This is a genomic window from Mesorhizobium sp. STM 4661 (assembly GCF_000359125.1).
Classification (GTDB): Bacteria; Pseudomonadota; Alphaproteobacteria; order Rhizobiales; family Rhizobiaceae; genus Mesorhizobium.
This window is the reverse complement of record NZ_CAAF010000032.1, coordinates 1-20083: the sequence shown is the minus strand read 5'-3', so window position 1 is coordinate 20083 and position 20083 is coordinate 1. Positions and strand designations below refer to the sequence as shown.

The 20083-nt window shown below is 63.0% G+C and carries 15 protein-coding genes; 13 read left to right on the top strand and 2 right to left on the bottom strand.

The window, feature by feature from the left end; all coding sequences use genetic code 11:
* Nucleotides 1-115: 115 nt before the first annotated feature.
* From MESS4_RS11490 to MESS4_RS11475, 4 genes are all read left to right on the top strand, one after another.
* On the top strand, nt 116-1132 hold the full coding sequence (locus MESS4_RS11490; RefSeq protein ID WP_006330175.1) for an NAD(P)-dependent oxidoreductase: 1017 nt from the start codon (nt 116-118) through the stop codon (nt 1130-1132).
* Between the two features lie 7 nt (nt 1133-1139).
* On the top strand, nt 1140-2234 hold the full coding sequence (locus MESS4_RS11485) for a Gfo/Idh/MocA family oxidoreductase (RefSeq protein WP_006330174.1): 1095 nt from the start codon (nt 1140-1142) through the stop codon (nt 2232-2234).
* A gap of 277 nt (nt 2235-2511) precedes the next feature.
* Nucleotides 2512-3834: an oxidoreductase gene (locus MESS4_RS11480; protein ID WP_006330173.1), complete on the top strand. Its 1323-nt coding sequence runs from the start codon at nt 2512-2514 to the stop codon at nt 3832-3834.
* A gap of 21 nt (nt 3835-3855) precedes the next feature.
* Nucleotides 3856-5355, top strand: a complete 1500-nt coding sequence (locus MESS4_RS11475; RefSeq protein ID WP_006330172.1) for an FGGY family carbohydrate kinase — start codon at nt 3856-3858, stop codon at nt 5353-5355.
* 304 nt (nt 5356-5659) lie between these two features.
* On the opposite strand, the gene MESS4_RS11470 is transcribed toward MESS4_RS11475, so the two are convergent.
* Nucleotides 5660-6622: a sugar-binding transcriptional regulator gene (locus MESS4_RS11470; RefSeq protein WP_006330170.1), complete on the bottom strand. Its 963-nt coding sequence runs from the start codon at nt 6620-6622 to the stop codon at nt 5660-5662.
* Nucleotides 6623-6953: 331 nt separating this feature from the next.
* Here MESS4_RS11470 and MESS4_RS11465 point away from each other — a divergent pair, with 331 nt between their 5' ends.
* The 8 genes from MESS4_RS11465 (at nt 6954) to MESS4_RS11430 (ending at nt 16929) form a co-directional block, all read left to right on the top strand.
* Nucleotides 6954-7937, top strand: a complete 984-nt coding sequence (locus tag MESS4_RS11465) for an ABC transporter permease (protein ID WP_036241088.1) — start codon at nt 6954-6956, stop codon at nt 7935-7937.
* Nucleotides 7938-8070: 133 nt separating this feature from the next.
* On the top strand, nt 8071-9009 hold the full coding sequence (locus MESS4_RS11460) for a sugar ABC transporter substrate-binding protein (RefSeq protein ID WP_006330168.1): 939 nt from the start codon (nt 8071-8073) through the stop codon (nt 9007-9009).
* A 34-nt stretch (nt 9010-9043) separates the two neighbouring features.
* Nucleotides 9044-10552, top strand: coding sequence for a sugar ABC transporter ATP-binding protein (locus MESS4_RS11455; RefSeq protein WP_006330165.1), 1509 nt, complete (start codon nt 9044-9046; stop codon nt 10550-10552).
* 131 nt (nt 10553-10683) lie between these two features.
* Nucleotides 10684-11448 carry an SDR family oxidoreductase gene (locus tag MESS4_RS11450; RefSeq protein WP_006330164.1) on the top strand — a complete coding sequence of 255 codons (765 nt, stop codon included), beginning with the start codon at nt 10684-10686 and terminating at the stop codon, nt 11446-11448.
* Nucleotides 11449-11460: 12 nt separating this feature from the next.
* Nucleotides 11461-12246 (top strand): glucose 1-dehydrogenase, encoded by a 786-nt coding sequence (locus MESS4_RS11445; RefSeq protein ID WP_006330163.1) that lies wholly within the window; start codon nt 11461-11463, stop codon nt 12244-12246.
* A gap of 414 nt (nt 12247-12660) precedes the next feature.
* Nucleotides 12661-13635: an ABC transporter substrate-binding protein gene (locus tag MESS4_RS11440; protein WP_036241082.1), complete on the top strand. Its 975-nt coding sequence runs from the start codon at nt 12661-12663 to the stop codon at nt 13633-13635.
* A 238-nt stretch (nt 13636-13873) separates the two neighbouring features.
* Nucleotides 13874-14953, top strand: a complete 1080-nt coding sequence (locus MESS4_RS11435; protein ID WP_006330157.1) for a glycine betaine/L-proline ABC transporter ATP-binding protein — start codon at nt 13874-13876, stop codon at nt 14951-14953.
* The gene (locus tag MESS4_RS11430) at nt 14950-16929 is read left to right on the top strand and encodes an ABC transporter permease subunit (RefSeq protein ID WP_006330156.1); all 1980 of its coding nucleotides are present in this window, start codon (nt 14950-14952) and stop codon (nt 16927-16929) included. Before MESS4_RS11435 ends, MESS4_RS11430 begins: the two co-directional genes overlap by 4 nt.
* Before the next feature lie 814 nt (nt 16930-17743).
* Here MESS4_RS11430 and MESS4_RS11425 read toward each other — a convergent pair.
* The gene (locus tag MESS4_RS11425; RefSeq protein WP_006330154.1) at nt 17744-19102 is read right to left on the bottom strand and encodes an NAD(P)/FAD-dependent oxidoreductase; all 1359 of its coding nucleotides are present in this window, start codon (nt 19100-19102) and stop codon (nt 17744-17746) included.
* Nucleotides 19103-19363: 261 nt separating this feature from the next.
* Here MESS4_RS11425 and MESS4_RS11420 point away from each other — a divergent pair, with 261 nt between their 5' ends.
* Nucleotides 19364-20080, top strand: a complete 717-nt coding sequence (locus MESS4_RS11420; RefSeq protein ID WP_006330153.1) for an XRE family transcriptional regulator — start codon at nt 19364-19366, stop codon at nt 20078-20080.
* Nucleotides 20081-20083: the final 3 nt, after the last annotated feature.

Genomic DNA, 20083 nt, shown 5'->3' with positions numbered 1-20083 from the left:
TGACCTCAGTGGCCCGTGATCAAGAGTGCTTAGTTTTTGACCGGATTTGCGTAGAGATAGCGAGAGTCGCTCTCTAAGTTGCTCGACTATTGGCCACGCCGACATGAGGGCACAAATGAGTGAGCAACGCAGCGCCATCATCGTGAACTCTTACTTCGATGGCATCTGGCCCTTCGCGGCGGAATACTGGAAGGCCCTGTGGGAGCGAACCGGCGCGGTGGAGTTCGTCCGGATTGGCGGTGCCGAACCTGTGCCCATTCCAAAAAGCTCGGGCAGCCTGCGTCGCCTCGCTCTTCTCGGCGTCGACCTCGATCTGGCGGGCCTGGCGGCGCTGCCGCGACTGGAGGAGATCGGGCTGGGAGAGTCCGAGCTTGGCGAGGCGGTTCGCGCCGAGGCCGAAAGACGGTCAATCCGCATCTACAGGTCGACATCCGAAGGCTATTGGGGCCAGTCCGTCGCCGAGTTCGCGCTGGGGCTCAGCCTCGCCGCCCTGCGGCGGATTCCGCAGACGCACCGGCAGATCCTGAGCGACCTGGCGCCCTGGGATTACAGCCCGCCGGCTTCCGGTGCGGGCCATGGGCAGCGGGGCAGCCAGTTCGGCGACGATCCGCAATTCGCCAACGGTACAATCGCCGGCAAGCGCGTGCGTATCGTCGGCGCCGGCAATATCGGCAGCCGCTTCGCCTCCTTCTGCCGGATGCTCGGCGCCGATGTCGCGTCCTGGGATCCGTTCGCGCAGGAACCCGGCTTTCACCGCGCCGGGGCACGGCGCGAATGGCATCTGGCGGAACTGGTGCGCGACGCCGAGATCTTCGCGCCGATGCTGCCGCTGACAGACACGACCCGCGGCCTGGTGACCGCGGCGCTGATCGATGCCTTACCGCGCGGTTGCCTGGTCGTGCTGGTGACACGGGCGACAATCTGCGACATGGCCGCCGTGCGCCGCCGTGTGCTGGAGGGCGAACTGGCGCTCGCCGCGGATGTGTTCGACGTCGAGCCGCTGGCTTTGGACGACCCTCTGCTCGGGCGCGACAACGTGGTGCATACCCCACATAATGCCGGCCGCACCATCCACGCCAACGAGCAGTTCGTACAGAACATCGCCGGACAGTTCCCGCCGCTGGCGCGCTGATCCCGCAATGACAGCTTCGCGAAAACTCAACATTGCCGTTGTCGGGCTCGGTTTCGGCGGCCGCTTTGTCGATATCTACCGGCAGCATCCCGATGTGGGTCACGTCACGCTTTGCGACAGACGGCAGTCGCGCCGCGTGGAACAAGGTGCGACGTTCGGGATCGGCCGGCTCGCCGAAAACCTCGATGCGGTTCTCGACGATCCCGACATCGACGCGGTGCACCTCGCCACGGGAATCCCCGACCATGCGCGGCAGACCATCCAGGTGCTGGAGGCCGGCAAGCATTGCGCCTGCGCCGTGCCGATGGCGACTTCGCTCGAAGATATCGGCGCCATCATCGCGGCGGTGCGAAAATCCGGCAAGAACTACATGATGATGGAAACGCAGGTCTATGCGCGAGAATTCCTGCATGTGCAGACCCTTGCCCGGCAAGGCATGTTCGGCCGCCTGCAATTCCTGCGCGGCGCGCACTACCAGGACATGGAGAACTGGCAGCCCTATTGGGCCGGCCTGCCGCCGATGTGGTATACGACGCATGTGATTGCGCCGCTGCTGGCGCTGGCCGGGACCCGCGCCAGCAAGGTCCATTGCCTTGGCTCCGGCCATCTTCGTGACGAGCTGCATAAGCCCTACGGCAATCCCTTCCCGATCGAGAGCGCGATCTTTGCGCTGGACCGCGACGAACCGCTGGCCATGGAAGTGTCGCGGGCCTTGTTCCATTCGGCGCGCGGCTATACGGAAGCGTTCAACATCTACGGCGAGGACGCCACTTTCGAATGGCAGCAGCTCGAAGAGGAAAGACCGGTTCTGTTTCGCCTTTCGAAGCTTGGCGAATTCCCTGGCGCCCGCCGCTCCGAGGCCGAGCGGATCAGCGTGCCTGATTTCGCGCAGCTGCTTCCCGCCGAAATCGCCGGGCATGCAGCGGACGACCATGGCGGATCCTATCCACACCTGGTCCATGAATTCGTCCGCAGCATTATCGAGGATCGCAAGCCCGCCATCGATGAAATAACTGCCGCCGACTGGACGGCTCCGGGAATCTGCGCCCATCAGTCGGCCCTGCAAGGCGGCGCGGGCGTGGAGATACCTCGCTTCGGCTGACAGAAGCGAGACGGACGAGCTGCCAAGCCCGAAGAAACGGTCTTCCCCACTGAGTGCGCGCTGGCCAGCGTCGCCGTCCAGGCAGCGGGCCACCACGTCAGCCTAAAGAACGGCTTCACCTGCAAATCGGCGCATGCTTGCGACCGCGCTGCAAGCAGAGATCGCAATTTTGGGCTGCAACCGCCGATTTGACCGTTGAAATATTTTTCAAATGGAAATAGGAATGTTCAAAAGATGAATTCGGCGCGGCGGCGCGTCAGGAATTGGAGGAAGCGACATGTCCCATCCGCAATTCGCAGCGGAACTTTTGCAGCGCGCTGAAAAGCAGGGGCCGATCACCATCGGGCTTGCCGGCGCCGGGCAGATGGGCACCGACATCGTCGTTCAGGTGGCGCTGATGCCGGGCATGCGGATCGGCGCCATTTCAGAGGTCCGGCCACAAGCGGCGATCGACGCGGCGCTGCTCGCCGGCCACGACGGTTCCGACATCGTGCAGGCGGCCAATGCCTCGGCGATCGATCGCGCCATCGAGGCCGGCAAGCTCGCGGTGACCGAAGACCTGCATGCGCTGGCCGCCGCCGGCCGCATCGACGTCATCATCGATGCCACGGGCAATCCCAATATCGGCACGCTGTTTGCGCTGGAAGTGATGAAGAACGGCAAGCATATCGTCATGCTCAATGTCGAGGCCGACATCACCATCGGGCGTTTCCTGAAAGAAGAAGCGCGCAAGGCCGGCGTGGTCTATACGGGTGCGGCCGGCGACGAGCCCGCCTGCACGCTGGAGATCATCGGCTTTGCCAGGAGCCTCGGCTTCAACATCATCGCCGCCGGCAAGGGCAAGAACAATCCGCTGAAGATCGACGCCATGCCGGCCGACTACGAGAAAGAAGCGAGCGAGCGCAACATGAATGCGCGCATGCTGGTCGAGTTCGTCGACGGCTCGAAGACGGCGATCGAAATGGTGGCGATCGCCAACGCCACCGGCCTGGTGCCCGATGTGCCCGGCATGCACGGTCCGGCGGCGACGCTGGAGGAACTCGCCAACGTGCTTTGCCCGCGCGAAGATGGCGGCGTGTTGCATCGCAAGGGCGTGGTCGACTATTCGATCGGCAAGGGCGTGGCGCCCGGCGTGTTCTGCATCATCGAGACCCGGCATCCGCGCGTGCTGGAGCGCATGGTCGACCTCAAGGTCGGCAAGGGCCCCTATTTCACGATCTTCCGCCCCTACCATCTGACCAGCCTGGAAGTGCCGCTGTCTGCGGCGCGCGCCGTGGTCTACAAGCGCGCCGACATGGAGCCGCTCGACCATCCGGTGGCCGAGGCGGTGGCGGTGGCCAAGAGCGACCTTGGGCTCGGACAGTCGCTCGGCATGATCGGCGAGAACGACTATCGCGGCTTCGCCATGACCTGGGAGGACGCGCGCGCCAAGGGTGCGCTGCCGCTCGGGCTGGCCGAGCGCGCCAAGGTGGTCAAGCCGGTCAAGACAGGCGACTTCCTCACCTATGAAAATTGTGTACCCGACGATTCGATGGTGATAACCCAGATCCGCCGTCGTCTCGACCAGTCGGACGGACGGTTCGTTACCAACGCCGCCTGATCTCAACCGGATCTCCACCTGATGGACGATGTCGTAATCGGGATCGACGCCTCGACGACGGCCGTGAAAGCGATAGCCTTCACGCGTGACGGCAAGGAACTGTTCCAGGCGCGTGAAACCTATCCGCTTTCCAATCCCAAGCCGGGCCATTTCGAGCAGGATGCCGAACATTGGTGGACGGCGCTGCTCGGTGCGTTGAGAGCGGTCACCGACAAGGTCGGCGCCGCGCGCGTAGCGGCTATTTCCATCGCCCACCAGCGCGAGACCTTCACGCTGATCGACGGCGGCGGCAAGCCGCTGATCCCCGCCATTCTTTGGTTGGACGAGCGCGCCCGCCCGCAGGTCATCAGGCTTTCGGCCGAACTTGGGCGCGAGGCGATCCGCGACTGGAGCGGCAAGCCGCCGGACCCGACGCCGGCGCTCTACGCCATCGCCTGGCTGGCGGAGCACCAGCCGCGGGCACTCCACAACGCCGCTGCAATCGTCGACGTGCACGGCTTCTTTGTCCATCGACTAACCGGACGGCTGGTCACCAGCACTGCCAGTGCCGACCCGCTTGGGCTTCTCGATGTCGAGAACGGTAGCTGGCACCCACGCCTTGTCGAGGCCGCCGGGCTGCGACCGGACCAGTTGCCGGAACTGGTGGCGCCGGGCACGGTGTGCGGCGGACTTAGTAAAGGCGTTGCGGGACTAACCGGTCTGAGGGCAGGCACGCCAATCATCGCCGGCGCCGGCGATGGCCAGGCGATGGGCCTCGGCATGGGCGTTCATGGCGCGGGCAAGAGCTACCTCTCGCTTGGCTCCGGTGTCGTCTGCGGCTGCTATTCCCAAGAGGTCACCACGTCCGACACGTTTCGAACGCTGGTCTCGCCAACCGGCTCCGGCTTCATGCTGGAGACGGTGCTGCGCTCCGGCATGCAACTGGTCGACTGGATCGTGCGCACGACCGGCTCGGCCTCCGCGGCGGCGTTGGAGAAAGCGGCGGTCGATGTCGCCGCCGGCAGCGACGGCCTGCTTGTCATGCCCTATTGGGCCGGCGTCATGAGCCCCTATTGGGACGGCGCGGCGCGCGGCGCGATCGTCGGCCTGTCGCTCGACCATGAGCCGAAGCATCTTTTCCGCGCCGTGTTGGAAGGCATCGCCTTCGAGCAGGCCATCGCCAGCGAAGCGATGGAGGGCCAGACCGGCGGCAAGCCAACGGCGATGATCGCGGCCGGCGGCGGCACCAATTCGGAGCTGCTGATGCGCATCATGGCCAGTGTGCTGGAACGACCTCTTTCCGTCTCGCCAGTCAACGAAGCGGCGGCGCTCGGCGCTGCCATGCTTGCAGCCTCGGCTGTGGGATGGTTTGCCTCACCCGAGGCTGCGGCGGAAGCGATGACGGCAGCGCCGACCAGGCATGTCGACCCGGTCGGCGATTTGGTCCCTTTCTACCGCACGCGCAAAGAAATCTACCGCGACCTCTATCACGCGACGCGCGATATCCACGCGCGTCTCGGCGAAGTTGGCGAAGAAGTTTAGAGATTTTGACAGGTCGAAGACCTTTCGGACAGCCTTTGCGTCGGCGGGACAGCACCCCCCTTCTGGCCTGGCGGCCATCTCCCCCCAAGTGGGGAGATTGAGCCCTCATCACCGTTTTCGCCAACCACAAGCGTTGCAGGATGAGCGACGGCATCGCAATTGCCGATCTCCCCCCTTGCGGGGGAGATGTCCGGCAGGACAGAGGGGGGTGGGAAGGATCGCTACAGAGCGAAATTCTGCGCCGCTGTATTTGAGATCGGCTGCGACAGCCTTGATCTCTTTCAAATCCTCAGCGCCGCGATATCTAGCGGTTGAGCAGGCCCTTGGCTGCATCCTCATCGGTGATCAGCACCGAAACCCTGGCGTTGGCAAGGGCTGCCCGCATGACGGCCACCTTCTCCTGTCCGCCCGAAACCAGGATGATGTTGGGAATGTCGGAGAGGTCCTGCAGCGGATAGGCGCAGACCCGGCGATTGACCTCATGGTCGACCGGGCGGCCTTCGGCATCGATGAAATGGCACAATATGTCGCCAACGGCGCCGGCCGCCTGCAATTCCTCGAGTTCGCTGGGCTTGATGAAGCCGTAATTGGCGATCGGGCTGTCGTTGGAGAACGAGCCGACGCTGAGCACGGCGATGTTCGCCCTGCGCGCGCGGAAGACGACATCCTGGACGCTGCGCTGGCTCATGAAGGCGTCGCGCTGCTCCGGCCTGTCGGCATAGACCGGCACCGGCAGCAGGAAGCATTCGGCGCCGATCTTTTCGGCGAACTCCCAGGCGCTCTCGGTCGGGTTGAGCGGCTGGGCATGAGTGAGGCCGCCAAGCATGGAGACCACCGTGGTTCTCGCGATCGGCCGCCGCGGCAGTTCGTTGATGGCGAATTTCAGCGTGCGGCCCCAGCCGAGCGCGATGACATCACCAGGGTTCACATTGTCGGCCAGATAGGCGGCCGCGGCGTGGCCGATCATCAGCGGCGCGTTGCTCCTGTCGGCGGCGGACGGCACGACGACGGCCTGGCTGAGGCCGAAGCGCTGCTTCAGGCTCTCTTCCAGTTGCACGCATTCGACGACGGTGTCGCGGATGCGGAACTGGACGATGCCCTCCTCGCGGGCGGCGGAGAGGATGCGATGCACCTTGATGCGGCCGACGCCGAGGATCTCGGAAATCCTCTCCTGCGTCAGCCCCTCGACATAATAGTGCCAGGCGGCGCGGGCCTTCAGCTCGCCATCCGGAAAGCGCGAGGCTTTTTCGTTCTCGATCACCGCCATCCTCGTGCCCTCCCACGGCTGCCCACAGCCGTCCTACCTTGTCCCGGCCGCCGTCCCCCCATGACCAGGAGACGTGCGAACCGGGGAACCCGATTCCGGCAAGGCATCATGCCTTTGACTTCCCTGGAGGGCAAACCGTCTGGCGGCGCAAACGCCGCCGAATGGCGCAACGGCCCTTGACAATTTTCTAATGAACAGTTTAGCTGAACAAAATTGCATATCAAAGATAAATTGTTCACAGGGAGGTGCCTGGTGAACAAGGCGGACGGCGGGCCATCGCCGCTTCGCTGACGGAGGAGACGAAGTGGCTGTGAGCAATGATGCGAGCGATTTGAAAGCCGGGACCGGCGTACAGGCCGCGGCCGGCGCGAAGCTTTCGGCGCTGTTCGCCGGAACCATGGGACCGCTGATCGGCCTGGTGCTGCTGTGCCTGGCGCTGACGCTGACCACCGACACGTTCCTGACGGTGCGCAACGTCCTCAACGTGCTCGACCAGATCACCGTGCTCGGCATCATGGCGATCGGCATGACGCTGGTCATCCTGATCGGCGGCATCGATCTATCCGTCGGTTCCGTGCTGGCGCTGGCATCCATGGTGATGGGCTTTGTCGCCCATCCCGACTATCTCAATCTCGGCCTGCCATCGGGCATCGCCGCAGCGCTCGTCGTCGCCGGCCTGTGCGGGCTGGTGTCAGGCCTGCTGGTGACGGTTACCAAACTGCCGCCCTTCATCGCCACGCTGGCCATGATGTCGGTGGCGCGGGGCCTCGGCAACATGATCACCGACGGCTCGCAGATCGTCGGCTTTCCCGACTGGTTCACCAGCCTGTCGATCACCCGTCATTTCGGTTTCCTGTCGGTCACCGTCGGGCTGATGATCGTACTCGCCATCATCTTCGCGATCTTCCTGAACTATCGCGCCACCGGCCGCAGCCTCTATGCGATCGGCGGCAGCGCCGAGGTCGCGCGGCTCTCCGGCATTCCGGTCAAGTCGCTGACCAACTGGGTCTATGCGATCTGCGGCGTGCTCGCCGGTCTCGCCGGCATCGTGCTCGCGGCGCGGCTCGATTCCGTGCAGCCGAGCTCCGGCCTCGGCTATGAGCTCGACACGATCGCGGCGGTGGTGATCGGCGGCGCCAGCCTGTCGGGCGGCGTCGGCTCGATCGGCGGCACCGTTATCGGCGTGCTCATCATCGGCGTGCTGCGCAACGGGCTCAACCTGCTCGGCGTCTCGCCCTTCATCCAGCAGGTGGTGATCGGCGTGGTGATCGCGCTGGCGGTCGCCACCGACACCTGGCGGCGCAGAGCGCAATGAAGAGTGGGGCGCAATGAGATTCGCCTGGGATGTCCGGGCGGAAACGGATCGGTCGATCCGAAACTGGGAATGTTCGGCCAAGGGGCGCCGTGATGCGCAGGCGGGACAGATTGAACATCAACGGAGGAAACACATGCTGACCAAACGTTCACTGCTGCTTGCCGCCGCGGCCGTCATTCCGCTGCTCGGCCTCACCGACATGGCCTCGGCCAAGGAAGCCAAGAAGCTCGGCCTCGCGGTCGCCAATCTGCAGGCCGACTTCTTCAACCAGATCAAGCAGTCCGTCGAAGCCTACGGCAAGGAGAAGGGCATCGAAGTCGTCACCGTCGACGCCAAGGGCGATTCGGCGACGCAGGTCAGCCAGGTGCAGGACCTGATTACGCAGAACATCGACGCGCTGATCTATATCCCGGCCGGCGCCACTGCCGCCACCGTTCCGACCAAGACCGCCAAGGCTGCCGGCATTCCGGTCGTCAATGTCGACCGCAACGCCGATGGCGCACCGGGCGACACCTTCATCGCCACCAACAGCGTGGCCTCGGCCAAGGCGGTGTGCGACTACATCGCCAAGCAGGCCGGCGGCAAGGGCGAGCTGATCATCATCCACGGCCAGAAGGGCACGACGCCGGAAGTCGACCGTTCGAAGGGCTGCGGCGAAGCGCTGACCGCCTATCCCGACATCAAGGTGGTCGGCGAGCTGTGGAGCGAAGGCTGGCACCAGGACGAAGGTTTCAAGCTGACGCAGGATCTGCTGCAGGCGCATCCCGATGTCTCGATCGTCATCGGCCAGGCCGACGCTCTTGCGCTTGGTGCTGCCCAGGCGGTCAAGGTTGCCAATCCCGGCCACAAGGTCTGGGTTGCCGGCTTCGACGGCGACGTGGCGGCGCTGAAGGCGCTGAAGGACGGCGTCTTCGACGTCACCGCGACGCAGCAGACGCAAGGCATGGGCCGGCTTGCCGTCGATGCGGCGATCAAGCTGGTGGCCGGCGAAACCATTCCCGCCGAACAGCTGCAGGACGCGACGCTGACCACCAAGGACAATGTCGAGCAGTTCATCGCCAAGCATCCCTAGGGCCTGGCATTCCCAAGAGTTGACGAGCGCAACGATGTCTCCTGATCCTCACCATGGCGAAAGCCCGCACAACGGGCTCTTCGTCAGCGGCCTCTGCAAGAGCTATGGACCAGTCCAGGTTCTGGCCGATGCAAGCTTCGAGGTGCGGCCGGGTGAGGTCGTGGCGCTGCTCGGCGAGAACGGCGCCGGCAAGTCGACCGTCTCCAACATCATCGCCGGCTCGACCAAGCCCGATGCCGGCACCATCACCTGGCGGGGGAAACCTTATTCCCCCGCCTCCCCCGCCGCGGCCATCGATGCCGGCGTCGGCATGATCCACCAGGAACTGAAGCTGCTGCCTGACCTGTCGGTGGCGGAGAATGTCTATGTCGGGCGCCTGCCGATGCGCGGCGGCCGCATCGACCGCGCGGCGATGAACGCGCAGGCGTCGGCGCAGTTGAGGCGCCTCGGCCTCGACGTCTCGCCGGAGCGCAAGGTGCGCACATTGCGCATCGCCGCCCAGCAGCAGGTCGAGATCGCCAAGGCGCTGACGCTGAATGCCGAGCTCTTGATCCTTGACGAACCAACGGCTGCCCTTGGCGGCGAGGAAACGGAACTGCTGTTCAAGCAGATCCGCAAGCTCAAGGTGGAAGGCATGTCCTTCATCTATATCAGCCACCGGCTGGACGAGATCGCCGCGATCGCCGACCGCGTTGTGGTGATGCGCGACGGGCGCATCGTCGCCCGCCACGAACGCGCCGACGTCCCGGTGCGCGCGATAGTCGAGCAGATGGTCGGCCGCAGCGTGGAGCGGATGTTCCCGCAACTGTCGCCGCCGGGCGACCAGACGCTGCTTGAGGTCGAAAACCTGTCCTCGCCGGAGAAGAGCTTCAACAAGGTGAGCTTTTCCGTGCGGGCCGGCGAGATTCTCGGCATCGCCGGACTGATCGGCGCCGGACGCACGGAACTGGTGCGGGCGATCGCCGGCGCCGATCCGATCTCGTCGGGCTCGGTGCGCGTTGCCGGCAAGCCGGTGCATCTCAATGGCCCGGCGGCGGCGATCAAGGCCGGCGTCGTGCTGGTGCCCGAGGACCGCAAGGCGCAAGGCGTGGTGCTCGACCAGACGATCGGCGAGAATTTGGCGTTCGGCAATTTCGACCATGTCGCGCCGAAGGGCTGGGTGTTTCCAAAGGCGGTGCGGAAATTCGCCGAGGCCGGCATCTCCAGGCTCGGCGTCAAAGGCAAGCCGAACCAGGCGGTCAGCAAGCTTTCCGGCGGCAACCAGCAGAAGGTGATCATCGCCAAATGGGTGTCGCGGCCGCCCAAGGTGTTCATCCTCGACGAGCCGACGCGCGGCATCGATGTCGGGGCGCGTGCCGCGATCTACGACGTCATCGCCGACCTCGCCCGCTCCGGCATGGCGGTGGTGGTGGTGAGTTCCGACCTCGAGGAAGTGCTCGGCCTGTCGCATCGGGTGCTGGTGCTGAGCCGCGGCCGCCAGCGCGGCATTCTCGACCGCAGCGAGGCCAGCAATGTCGCGGTGATGGAACTCGCGACGAGTTGAGGCACGGCAAGGGAATCGGAACAAAGCGCAGCAGGTGATACCCTCCCAGGCACCGGACCGCGCGGGGCGCCAGCAGGACTGGCGCCCCTTCATTTCAGGGAGATCCGGCGGTTGGAGCAGAGGGACCGACGATGACACTATTCGATCTTCACGGGGACGTGGCTCTGGTGACGGGCGCCGGCAGCGGCATCGGCCAGGCGATCGCCATTGGTCTCGCCGAAGCCGGCGCCGACATCGCCTGTTTCGGCCATGCCTCCAAAGGCGGGCTGGAAGAGACGGCGCAGAAGATCACGGCGCTTGGCCGCAAGGCGCTGGTGCTGACCGGCACGGTGACTTCCGAAGACGATCTGGCGGCGGCGGTCGAGCGTACGGAGAAAGAACTCGGCGCGCTGAGCATCGCCGTCAACAATGCCGGGATCGCCGGGGCTGAGCCGGCCGAGACGCTGTCGCTGGAAAAATGGCGGAAGCTCTATGACGTCAATGTCAGTGGCGTGTTCCTGTCCTGCCAGGCGGAGGCGCGCACCATGCTCGAGCGGCGCAAGGGCTCGATCATCAACATCGCCTCGATGTCGGGCTCGATCGTCAATCGCGGCCTGACCCAGGCGCACTACAATTCGTCGAAGGCGGCCGTCATCCACATGTCGAAGAGCCTCGCCATGGAATGGGCCGATCGCGGCCTGCGCGTCAATGTGGTCAGCCCCGGCTACACGCTGACGCCGATGAACAAGCGGCCGGAGGTCGCCGACCAAGTCAAGATATTCGAGCGCGACACGCCGATGGGGCGCATGGCGACGCCGGAGGAAATGGTCGGCCCGACCGTGTTCCTGGCCAGCCGCGCTTCGAGTTTCGTCACCGGCATCGACCTGATCGTCGATGGCGGCTTTGTCTGCTGGTAGGAGAACAGGAAAGTGCAGAAGCGGTTTGAGGGAAAGACGGCGGTCATCACGGGCGCCAGCGGCGGCATTGGCGCGGCCATGGCCAGGCGCTTCGCGGCCGAGGGCGCTGCCGTCGTCGTCGGCGCCATCGACCCGCGCGTCGACGAAGTCGCCGCCTGCCTGAAAGCGGAAGGCGCCAAGGTGGCGTCGCTGCGGATGGACGTGACCAGGAAGGACGAGGTCGCCGCGCTCTACGATCTGGCCGAACAAGAATTCGGCCGCGTCGACATCTCGGTGCAGAATGCCGGCGTCATCACCATCGCCAGGATCGAGGCAATGACCGAAGCCGAATGGGACAAGGTGATGGCGGTAAACACCAAGGGCGTGTTCCTGTGCTGCCAGGAGGCGATCGCGCGCATCCGCAAGCATGGCGAAGGAGGCCGGCTGATCAACACCGCATCCGGCCAGGCGCGGCAAGGTTTTATCTACACGCCGCACTATGCGGCGTCGAAATTCGGCGTCGTCGGCATCACCCAGAGCCTGGCAAAGGAGGTGGCCAAGGAGAAGATCACCGTCAACGCGATCTGTCCCGGCATCATCGACACCGACATGTGGGCCTATAACGACGCTGCCTGGGGCAAGCTGATGGGTGATTACAAGCCCGGCGAGTTGATGGCCGAATGGGTGAAGAATATCCCGATGGGCCGCGCCGGCAGCGGCGAGGACGTCTCAGGCCTGGTCAGCTTTCTGGCCAGCGACGACGCGGCCTACATCACCGGCCAGACCATCAATGTCGATGGCGGCCTGATCATGTCGTGAGGACACTCGAACAGCAGCGAATTGCACGCAGAAATAGCATTATGCGTTGCATGATATGAACCTTGGTATATATAATTTCATCCCATGAAACGGCTTTGGCGGGCCAGATGGTTTGCCGAGCCAGGGATCATGGGACCTTGATGGCTCGCAGGTTACAGAGCACCGTAAGACCGGCGATCGATCCACGGCTGACTGCTACTGCTCGCGCAGCAATCCATGGGCAGCCATGAGGCGGCCCCATCCCGCACGACATCCTCATCAAATCGGGCACCACGCCTTCCGCGCCGGCATCAGTTCCGGCAGCAATGTGGCGCCAACGGCCTTGCGCAACGACCAGCGTTTCCAACACAATCAAAAAAGACGCAAGAAGGGAATGGACGATAATCTTCACCAGAGTTTGACAGGGGAACTAGCATGTCATTTCGGAGTTTGATTTCGAATTTATCAATGGGAGCCTTGGCACTTGCCGCGGCAAGCGCGCTGACGCCGGCGGCGCAAGCGGCCGCACCTGAATCCAACGACCCGATCAAGATCGCGCTGTTCGACTGGACCAGCGTCAATCTGAACGCCAAGATCCTCGGCGGTATCCTTGAAAAGCTCGGCTACACGGTCGAGTACCCGACCGCCGATTATCTCTCCAGCCTGACCACCGGCCTAACCAATGGCGATCTCGATGTCGGCATGGAGTTCTGGGATACGACGGCCGGCGAAGCCATGAAGGCCTCCGATGCGACCGGGCAGACCGAGCGGCTCGGCGCGCTCGGGCCGAAGGCCAAGGAAGAGTGGTGGTTCCCCGAATACATGAAGGAAAAGTGCCCCGGCCTGCCGAACTGGGAAGCGCTGAAGGAGCCGAAATGCGCCGAGGCATTTTCGACGGCGGAAACGGCGCCGAGCGGTCGCTATCTTGGCGGACCCGTGACATGGGAAGGCTACGACGACGAGCGCGTCGTCGCGCTGAAGCTGCCCTTCACCGTCATCCATGCCGGCACCGACGCGGCGATGTTCGCGGAGCTCGATTCAGCCTATCAGCGCAAGGCGCCGATCATGCTTTGGGTCTATTCGCCGCATTGGGCGCCGGCCAAATACAAGGGCGAGTGGGTCGAATTCCCCGAATATACGACGGAGTGCTACAACGACCCGAAATGGGGCGCAAATCCCGATGCCAAATATGACTGCGGCAAGCCGCATGGCGAGATCTGGAAATATTCCTGGGCCGGCATGAAGGACAAATGGCCGGTCGCCTACAAGGTCGCGAAGGCCTACACGGTCGACACCGACGAGCTCAACAAGATGAGCGGCGAGATCGATCTCGGCGGCAAGACGCCGGAAGACGTCGCCGCCGCCTGGATCGCGGCCCATGAGGCCGACTGGAAAGCCTGGGCGCAGTGATCGTTCCGACTGGAAACCAAGAGATCCGGCCCTCGGGGGCCGGGTTTCTTGCTCCAGGCTCTCGCATGTGAGGCCCCCTCATCCGGCCGCTTCGCGGCCACCTTCTCCCCGCTGGGGAGAAGAGGCAAATGTCGGCGCCGGCGACCTCTTCTCCCCTCGGGGAGAAGGTGGCCGCGAAGCGGCCGGATGAGGGGGTCTTTGCCAATGTGACTTCTTCGGATTCCAGAAGGCCGACTGCATGAGCGAAGCGACTGAACTGGGTCTCAAAACGGCCGGCAAGGATGCCCGGCCGATCAAGCTTGCCTGCCGCAATGTGTGGAAGCTGTTTGGGGCGAACGCGGCCAATTTCATCCGCGAGCGCGACGGCAAGGCCAGCATGGCGGAGGTCGCGGCGGCTGGGCTGGTCGGCGCGGTACGCGCCGTCGACCTCGAAATCCGCCAGGGCGAGATTTTCATCATCATGGGCCTGTCCGGCTCCGGCAAATCGACGCTGGTGCGCTGCATGTCGCGGCTGGTCGAGCCGACGCATGGCAAGGTCGAGTTCGAGGGCAAGGATCTGCTGAAGATTTCCGATGCCGCGCTGATCGAGCTCAGGCGCCACCGCATGGGCATGGTGTTCCAGAATTTTGCCCTGCTGCCGCATCTCAACGTGCTGGAGAACATCGCCTTTCCACTCGGCATCCAGGGACAGGACCGGCCAACGCGCGAAAAGCGGGCCCGCGAGGTCATCGAACTTGTCGGCTTGAGCGGCCGCGAGCATTTCTATCCGCGCGAGCTGTCCGGCGGCCAGCAGCAGCGTGTCGGCATCGCCCGCAGCCTCGCCACCAAGCCGGAGATATGGTTCCTCGACGAGCCGTTCTCGGCGCTCGATCCGCTGATCCGCCGCGAGATGCAGGACGAGCTGATGCGACTGCAGACCATGCTGCGCAAGACCGTCGTCTTCATCACCCATGATTTCGACGAAGCCATCCGGCTGGCCGACCGCATCGCCATCATGAAGGACGGCGAGATCATCCAGATCGGCACGCCGGAAGAGCTGGTGGTCAATCCGGCGACCGATTATGTCGCCGAATTCACCCGCGACGTCCACCGCGCCAAGGTGATCTCGGCAAAGAGCCTGATGCGCGCCTGCGACGGCTCAGAGCATGGCGGTGTCGTGGCGCCTGATGCCAAGATATCAAGCTTCTCGGCTGATATCGTTGCCGCCGGCAAGCCATTCGCCGTGGTCAACGGCACCGGCAAGCCGATCGGCGAAGTGACGCCGCAAGCGGTGATCGATCTGCTGGCCGGCATAGAGCGCCCGAGAGCCGGCGCATGACGGTGACGGCAAGCGCCAGCGAATCCAGGCCGCCGGTTCAACGCTGGCTGGCGATCTGGGCCTGCGCGCTCGCCGCCGTGCTCCTCGTGTTCCTGCTGCAAGAGAGCCTGCCCTGGGCCGTCAACTATCCGGCTGAGGCGGTCGTTCCGGTCGCCGACTGGGTCAGCGCGCTGATGCGCTGGATAAAGTCGAACTTCTCCTGGCTGACCCGCTCGATCACCGCTGTGCTTGGCGTGCCGCTGGATTTCGCGCTCAGCCTGCTGGCCAAGAATTTCAAGATCGGCCATGGCGCGGACATGTTGGTGCTGCCGCGCCTGTCCTGGGTCGGCGTCTGCGCCGCCGCATATCTCGCCGGACGCGCCGCCGGCGACTGGAAGCTCGGCGCGCTGGTCGGCGGCTGCTTCCTTTACATCGCGCTATTCGGCCAATGGACCAGCGCCATGCTGACGCTCGGGCTGATCTCGATCGCCGTGCCGTTCTGCATCGTCACCGGCCTGTTCGTGGGCATCTGGGCATGGCGCAAGCCCTGGGCCGAGAGGCTCATCATCTCGCCCGCGCTCGACCTGATGCAGACGATCCCGACCTTCGCCTACCTGATCCCGATGCTGCTTTTGTTCGGCAACAGCCCGGTTTCGGCGATGATCGCGACCGCCATCTTCGCCACGCCGCCGATGGTGCGGGCGACGATGCTCGGCCTGTCCAGGGTGCCGTCCGAGATCGACGATTTCAGCGAGATGGCCGGCTGCACGGCGCGCCAGAAACTTTGGAAGGTGCTGTTGCCGTCGGCGCGGCCGACGCTGATGGTCGGCGTCAACCAGGTCATCATGCTGGCGCTGAACATGGTGATCATCGCCTCGATGATCGGCGCCGGCGGCCTCGGCTACGACGTGCTCCTGGCGCTGCGCGCGCTGAAGGTCGGCGAGGCGATGGAAGCCGGCCTGGCCATCGTCGCGCTGGCCATCGCGCTCGACCGGCTGAGCCAGGCTATCGCGCACAAGCAGGCAAAGGGCAGTGTCCATCAGGAGGCCAGCCGAAGCTTCTGGCGGCGCTATCCCAATCTGACGCTTGCCATCGCCATCCTCGCCATCACGACGCTGCTTGGCCTGTTCGTGCCAGCGTTCGCGGCGCTGCCGAAAGCGATGACCCTCACCACCGCGCCGCTTTGGAAGGCAGCGGTAAACTGGATCACGCTCAATTTCTTCGACACGATCGAAGCCTTCCGGGTGGCGCTCATCCTCAATGTGCTGAACCCGGTGCGCGCCTTCTGCGAAGGCTTTCCGTGGCTAGGAGCGGTATTCCTGCTCGGCCTTGCCGGCTACCAGCTTTCAGGCTGGCGCCTTGCTGCTCTCGTCGCCGCGCTGACCGCCTTCTGCGCCGTCACCGGTCTCTGGGAAAAGACCATGGCGACGGTCTATCTCTGCGGCATCTCGGCCTTCATCGCTTGCCTGATCGGCATTCCGGTCGGGCTGATGGCGGCGCGCAGCGACCGTTTCGAGAAGATCGTGACGCCCATCATCGACACGCTGCAGGTACTGCCGTCCTTCTGCTTCATCATCCCGGTGGTGATGCTGTTCAGGGTCGGCGACGTCACAGCGATGATCGCCACCGTCGCCTTCGCCGTGGTGCCGGCCATCCGCTACACCAATCTCGGCATCAGGCAGGTGCCGCCGGCACTGATCGAGGCGGCCAAGGTGTCGGGCTGCACCAAGCGCCAGACCTTCTTTCGCGTGCAACTGCCGCTGGCGCTGCCGGAGATCATGCTCGGCGTCAACCAGACGATCCTGATGGCACTGGCGATGATCATCATCTGCGCCATGGTCGGCACCCGCGATCTCGGCCAGGAAGTGTTCATCGCGCTGTCCAAGGCCGATTCCGGCCGCGGCATCGTTGCAGGGCTGGCCATCGCCTTCATCGGCATTGTCGCCGACCGGCTGTTCAATGCGTGGACGGCGAAGGCGCGGGCGAGATTGGGGTAGCGCTTCAGATTTGTCGCCTCGACTTTACTGCAATTCAAACGTTAATGTTCTCTGCGGATTCGAGTAGAGTCACCTATCTTTATTCATTAGGGGGAACGATCAAAATGTCTAAACTTAGCGTATTCGTAGCCTGCCCTTACAAAATTTTTCCGCTAGATGACTACAAGGCGACGTTTTCTTCTGTTTCGAAAACCTACCCTGTAACCTTCAAATTTGCGGACGAGCAGATTACGAGCGATCATATACTCCATAAAATCACAGAATATATAAGAAGCTCTGACATTTCACTCTTTGACATAACAGGATGGAATCCTAACGTTGCCCTTGAACTTGGTATAGCTATTGGATTGTCTAAGAGATATTTTATACTTTTGAATCCTAGACTAGATCAGAACCAGGAAGTACCATCGGATATAAAAGGAATAGATCGAATTCAGTATATCTCGAATTCTGACCTCGAAGCAAAACTTATGATTCTGATTCGGCAAGAGGCCCCACCACTTACAAGTCGGTCGGACTCTGCTTCTGATACACTCAAGATACGAATCAACGACGCTCTGAAAAATGTGCCCGGCTTAAACTTAGCGAAATTGGCCTTGGCAACATCAGAGGACAAAACACTGGTACAATCTACTGTTCGTGCTATGGTGTCATCCAACGAATTAAAGACAAAGGGAAATAATAGAGGAACTACTTACTATACACTCGAAACAGACCTCCGGAAATTTAGGAAGAAACGCTAATCTAAAACTGAGATGCCTCTACTAGCAGCCAGTCGTCGATTAAGCAGAACCGACTTTATCCTCAACGTAACCTACTCCGCCGCCACGCCCTTCACTTCGAGATAGCTCTCCATCGAATCGTCCATGGCCTGCAGCCAGGGCGTATGGTGCAGAGGCGCCATCGTACCGGTCATCAGCGAGCGGTAGGCATTGTCGCGGAACGTCATGATGTTCTCCATCTTGTGGTGTTCCCACTCCATGAAGGTCTGGTTGACAGCCTCGACGTCGAAGCCGGGATAGTCGGTCTGGTCCATCAATTCCTTGGTGTAGTCGCCCTGGAACCAGATCATCTGCTCGGCGTCTTCCAGCGTCTCCTCGCGCGCCCGCCATTTCGCGCCGTGCGCGGTCATCGCCTCGGCCGAAGGCAGCTTGATGCGGCCCATGATGACATCGCGGGCAAACCAGGCCTGCGCGTCGAACATGTTGAAGGTGTAGAACTGGTCCTGCATGCCGATATAGGAAAGCTTCGGGTTCTTCTCCCAGACGACGCCCTCATAGAGACTATCCGGCCACATGCGGTTGGCGGTCTTGAGCTTCAAATCGTCGGTGAGGAACGGGAAGGCGTGGAGGTAGCCGGTGCACAGGATGATGGCGTCGACCTCCCTGGTGCTGCCGTCCTTGAAATGCGCCGTCTTGCCGACGACCTTCTGCAGCAGCGGCACTTCCTTCCAGTTCTCCGGCCATTTGAAGCCCATTGGCTTGGAGCGATAGCTGGAGGTGATGGATTTGGCGCCGTATTTGTAGCATTGCGAACCGATGTCCTCGGCCGAATAGGAACGGCCGATGATCAATATGTCCTTGCCCTTGAATTCCATGGCGTCGCGGAAATCATGGCTGTGCAGGATGCGGCCGTTGAAGGTCGAGAAGCCCTCGAAATAAGGCACGTTGGGCACCGAGAAATGCCCGGAGGCGACGACGACATTGTCGAACTCCTCGGAGTAGGTGACGTCGTTGGCGCGGTCATGCGCGGTGACGGTGAACTTCTTCGTCTCGTCCGAGAAAGTGACCATGCGCACCGGGCTGTTGAAACGCACCCATTTGCGCACGCCGGATTTTTCGACGCGGCCCTTGATGTAGTCCCACAGCACGGCGCGCGGCGGATAGGAGCCGATCGGCCGGCCGAAATGCTCCTCGAACGTGTAGTCGGCGAATTCGAGACATTCCTTCGGCCCGTTCGACCAGAGGTAGCGGTACATCGAGCCATGCACCGGGTCACCGTGCTCGTCGAGGCCGGTGCGCCAGGTGTAGTTCCACAGGCCGCCCCAGTCGGACTGCTTTTCAAAGCAGACGACCTCGGGAATATCGGCGCCCTTGTCGGCCGCCGATTTGAAGGCCCTGAGCTGCGCCAGACCGGACGGTCCGGCACCAATGACGGCAACACGACTTTTCATTGCGGACCTCCCGTTCTGATTTCCCTAACGAAACAAATTTCACTGACAGGGACAGTAATTGGCGCTCCCGCGCTGTCAACAGGGCTTGCGTCGAAACAGCGTTGCACGATCGCAACTTTCGGGGAAAAGCGGTCGCGGACCAAACATCGGGAAAACCGGGCAATCCGTCGCGCAGGGCTTGTTGCGGCGGTTGCGCTCATGTATCGGCAACGAATATGTTCACCTTGAGTGAAATAAATCCACAGGGTTCGGGGCGGCGACATGGCGAAAAAGTCTTCAGATTCCAAGCCTGGCATCGCCGCGGCCAAGACCAAGCCATTGCCCAAGGCAGCCGACGGGCGAACCATCCGCACACCGCTCACCCAGAACCCGCATGCCATTCGCGATACTCGCGAAAAGGTGCTGGAGGTTGCGATCGGCCGCGAGGTGCGGGCGTTCCGCAAGAAGCTCGGCATCACGGTCGCCGATCTTGCCGTCGCCACCGATATTTCGCTCGGCATGCTGTCGAAGATCGAAAACGGCATCACCTCACCGTCGCTGACGACCTTGCAGGCGCTGTCGCGCGCGCTCGGCGTTCCCGTCACCGCCTTCTTTCGCCGCTTCGAAGAGGAGCGCAGCGCTGTCTTCGTCAAGGCCGGCGAAGGGCTTGATGTCGAGCGCCGCGGCACGCGCGCCGGCCACCAGTACAATCTGCTGGGACATATCGGCTCGAATACCAGCGGTGTCGTCGTCGAGCCCTATCTGATCACGCTGACCGAGGATTCGGATGTCTTCCCCACCTTCCAGCATGAGGGCATGGAGTTCCTCTATATGCTCGAAGGCGAAGTCGTTTACCGACACGGCAGCAACCTCTATCCGATGAAGCCCGGCGACAGCCTGTTCTTCGACGCCGATGCGCCGCATGGGCCGGAAGTGCTGACGGTTCTGCCGATGCGCTATCTCTCGATCATCTGCTATCCGCAGAACAGCGCGGGTTGAGAC

Excerpts from the sequence above, each read along its gene's own strand:
- MESS4_RS11475 (WP_006330172.1), top strand. The coding sequence starts at position 3,856 with ATGGACGATGTCGTAATCGGGATCGACGCCTCGACGACGGCCGTGAAA.
- MESS4_RS11430 (WP_006330156.1), top strand. The coding sequence starts at position 14,950 with ATGACGGTGACGGCAAGCGCCAGCGAATCCAGGCCGCCGGTTCAACGC.
- MESS4_RS11420 (WP_006330153.1), top strand. The coding sequence starts at position 19,364 with ATGGCGAAAAAGTCTTCAGATTCCAAGCCTGGCATCGCCGCGGCCAAG.
- MESS4_RS11460 (WP_006330168.1), top strand. The coding sequence starts at position 8,071 with ATGCTGACCAAACGTTCACTGCTGCTTGCCGCCGCGGCCGTCATTCCG.
- MESS4_RS11450 (WP_006330164.1), top strand. The coding sequence starts at position 10,684 with ATGACACTATTCGATCTTCACGGGGACGTGGCTCTGGTGACGGGCGCC.
- MESS4_RS11455 (WP_006330165.1), top strand. The coding sequence starts at position 9,044 with ATGTCTCCTGATCCTCACCATGGCGAAAGCCCGCACAACGGGCTCTTC.
- MESS4_RS11480 (WP_006330173.1), top strand. The coding sequence starts at position 2,512 with ATGTCCCATCCGCAATTCGCAGCGGAACTTTTGCAGCGCGCTGAAAAG.
- MESS4_RS11425 (WP_006330154.1), bottom strand. The coding sequence starts at position 19,102 with ATGAAAAGTCGTGTTGCCGTCATTGGTGCCGGACCGTCCGGTCTGGCG.
- MESS4_RS11485 (WP_006330174.1), top strand. The coding sequence starts at position 1,140 with ATGACAGCTTCGCGAAAACTCAACATTGCCGTTGTCGGGCTCGGTTTC.
- MESS4_RS11470 (WP_006330170.1), bottom strand. The coding sequence starts at position 6,622 with ATGGCGGTGATCGAGAACGAAAAAGCCTCGCGCTTTCCGGATGGCGAG.
- MESS4_RS11440 (WP_036241082.1), top strand. The coding sequence starts at position 12,661 with ATGTCATTTCGGAGTTTGATTTCGAATTTATCAATGGGAGCCTTGGCA.
- MESS4_RS11490 (WP_006330175.1), top strand. The coding sequence starts at position 116 with ATGAGTGAGCAACGCAGCGCCATCATCGTGAACTCTTACTTCGATGGC.
- MESS4_RS11435 (WP_006330157.1), top strand. The coding sequence starts at position 13,874 with ATGAGCGAAGCGACTGAACTGGGTCTCAAAACGGCCGGCAAGGATGCC.